Origin of the sequence: Mycobacterium sp., assembly GCF_019243155.1 — a bacterium.
In the GTDB taxonomy this organism is placed as follows: domain Bacteria; phylum Actinomycetota; class Actinomycetes; order Mycobacteriales; family Mycobacteriaceae; genus Mycobacterium.
This window is the reverse complement of record NZ_JAFAUS010000418.1, coordinates 1-3,053: the sequence shown is the minus strand read 5'-3', so window position 1 is coordinate 3,053 and position 3,053 is coordinate 1. Positions and strand designations below refer to the sequence as shown.

At 67.3% G+C, this 3,053-nt stretch carries 1 protein-coding gene and 2 pseudogenes; all 3 read right to left on the bottom strand.

Going from position 1 to position 3,053, the window contains the following annotated elements; all coding sequences use genetic code 11:
- Positions 1-582: pseudogene (locus JOZ00_RS21350) on the bottom strand (DNA alkylation response protein); the annotation flags it as partial.
- 52 nt (positions 583-634) lie between these two features.
- The gene (locus JOZ00_RS21345; RefSeq protein ID WP_293347629.1) at positions 635-1,393 is read right to left on the bottom strand and encodes a deoxyribonuclease IV; all 759 of its coding nucleotides are present in this window, start codon (positions 1,391-1,393) and stop codon (positions 635-637) included.
- Between the two features lie 163 nt (positions 1,394-1,556).
- Positions 1,557-3,053, bottom strand: a pseudogene (locus JOZ00_RS21340) (DNA-directed RNA polymerase subunit beta'); the annotation flags it as partial.

The following is a 3,053-nucleotide window of genomic DNA, read 5'->3' as shown; positions in this document are numbered from 1 at the left end:
CTGGGTGGTGCCGGCGCGCACGTCGGAGCCGCCCTGCTTCTCGGTCATCGACATGCCCGCGGTGATACCGGGTTTGGTGGTCGCCAACCTGAGCTCGGGATCGTATTCGCGGCTGGTGAGCAGCGGCTCGTACACCTTCGACAGCTCAGGGTTGTAACGCAGAGCCGGGACGACGGCATACGTCATCGAGATCGGGCAGACGTGGCCCGGCTCCACCGTCCATGCCGAGGTCTTCGCGGCGCGGACGACGTGCGCGCCCGGTCGTTCGTCGGCCCAGGGCGCGGCGTGCATGCCGTGGGCGATCGCCGCGCGCATGAGTTCGTGGTAGGCCGGGTCGTACTCCACCTCGTCGACGCGGTGGCCGACGACGTCGTGGGTGTGCAGGACGGGCCGGTTGCGATCGGCGAGCTCGCCCCAGCGCTGGGCTTCGCGGCTGGCCGAGAGCGCCCCGACCTCGTTCACCTCGTCCAGACCCCACTCGCCGCCCTCGCGGATCAGGGCCTCGACGAGCACCGCGGACGTCGCGGGGTTGTAGTTCTCAATGGGCGGGACCTGGTTGGTGACGACATGCGTATCTGCCATGCCGACCATGTTACATTTTTTCTACAACCGCACAAGAAGGTGTAACAACAGGTCAGCCGCCGGTCTTCTCTCGGAGGAACGCGATGTCGTCCTTGCGGCCCTCGTCGGCGGTCTCGCAGATCACCGGCGCGTCGGCGGCCCTGACCGCCGCCACCAGCAGTTCGGTGTCGATCTGCCCGCTTCCGAGGTTGGCGTGGCGGTCTCGACCCGAGCCCGCGGTGTCCTTGGAGTCGTTGCAGTGCACCAGGTCGATGCGGCCGGTGATGGCCTTGATGCGGTCAACCGCGTCCACCAGCGCCTCCCCCGCCGCCCAGGCGTGACAGGTGTCGAGGCAGAAGCCGATTCCCTTGTCGCCGATGACATCCCAGAGCCGCGCGATGGTGTCGAAATGACGGGCCATCGCGTGGTCGCCGCCCGCCGTGTTCTCCAGGTAGACGGGGACGGTCGTTTCCAGCTGGTCGAGTGCCTTGCTCCAGCGTCCGAAGCCCTCGTCGAGATCGTTGTCGTCGGCGACGTGGCCGCCGTGGACGATCACCGCGGCGGCGCCGATGTCGGCCGCCGCGTCGCATGTCTGCTGCAGGATCTTGCGCGACGGGATGCGCACCCTGTTGTTCGCCGACGCGACGTTGATCAGGTATGGCGCGTGCACGTAGATCGGAACGGCCGAGGCTTTCAGCAGCTCCGCGTCTTCGCGCGGCTTGGGCGCTTTCCAGCTCTGCGGGTTGCCGAGGAAGATCTGTACGACTTCAGCGCCTTCGGCCGCGGCCGCGGCCAGCGGGTCACCCGGACTGACATGTGAACCGATGAGCACTCGGCCAGTCTAACGAGGGGCGCCGACGCGAGCCGCCGGCCGCCGCGAACGTGACGCTGGCCGCACGCTCGGCGTCGAGCGTGAAGCTAGCGTCACGCTCGACAAAGGCGAACCCCAGGCACGAAAAAGCCCCGGGCGAACCCGGGGCTTTTTCGTTTGTGGACTAGCGGTAGTCGCTGTAGCCGTAGTCGTCCAGCGGGACCGCGGCACCGGTGGCCTGACCGAAGTCCGGGCTGTAGTACTGATCCTCGTAGGACGGGATCGTGTACGCCGCAGCGCGGGCCTCCTCGGTCGGCTGCACCTGGATGTTGCGGTACCGGTTGATGCCGGTTCCGGCCGGGATCAGCTTTCCGATGATCACGTTCTCCTTCAGACCGTTGAGCTTGTCGCTGCGGCAGTTGATCGCCGCATCGGTCAGCACTCGCGTGGTCTCCTGGAACGACGCCGCACTCAGCCACGAGTCGGTGGCCAGCGACGCCTTCGTGATACCCATCAGCACCGGCCGGCCGGCCGCGGGCTCGCCGCCCTCGGCCACCACCCGACGGTTCTCCGCCTCGAACTCCGCGCGGTCGATCAGCGAGCCGGGCAGGAACTCCGTCGAGCCCGAGTCGATGATGGTTACGCGGCGCAGCATCTGGCGAACGATCACCTCGATGTGCTTGTCGTGGATCGACACACCCTGTGCGCGGTAGACCTCCTGGACCTCGCGGACCAGGTGGATCTGCACCTCGCGGGGGCCCTGCACGCGCAGCACCTCGTGCGGGTCGGCCGAACCTTCCATCAGCTGCTGACCGACCTCGACGTGGTCGCCGTCGGAAAGCACGCGCTCGGAACCGTCTTCGTGCTTGAAGACGCGCAGCCGCTGCCGCTTGGAGAGCTTGTCGTACACGACCTCTTCGCTCCCGTCGTCGGGAACGATGGTGATCTTGTAGAAGCGCTCGCCGTCCTCCAGGCGGACCCGCCCGGTGACGTCGGCGATCGGGGCCTTGCCGCGCGGGACGCGGGCCTCGAACAGCTCCTGCACACGGGGCAGACCGCCGGTGATGTCCTCACCGACACCACCCTGGTGGAAGGTACGCATCGTCAGCTGCGTGCCGGGCTCACCAATCGATTGCGCCGCAACGATACCCACGGCCTCACCGATGTCGACCAGCTTGCCGGTCGCCATCGAACGGCCGTAGCAGGTCGCGCAGACGCCGGTTCCGGTGGTGCACGTCAGCACCGAGCGGACCTTGACCTGCGTGATGCCCGCCGCCAGCAGGGCGTCGATCTCGGGGTCACCCAAGTCTTCGCCACGCGGGACGACGACGTTGCCGGCCTCGTCGACGGCATCGATACCCAGAGTCCGTGCGTACGCCGAGGTTTCGATGTACGGGTCGCGGATCAGGGTGCCGTCCGGCTGACGCTCGGCCAGCTCGACGATGATGCCGCGCTCGGTCTCACAGTCGTGCTCGCGAACGATGACGTCCTGGCTCACGTCCACCAGACGACGGGTCAGGTAACCCGAGTCGGCGGTACGCAACGCGGTGTCCGCCAAGCCCTTTCGAGCGCCGTGCGTGTTGATGAAGTACTCCAGCACGGTCAGGCCCTCACGGAACGAGGACTTGACCGGACGCGGGATGAACTCACCCTTCGGGTTGGTCACCAGACCCTTCATGCC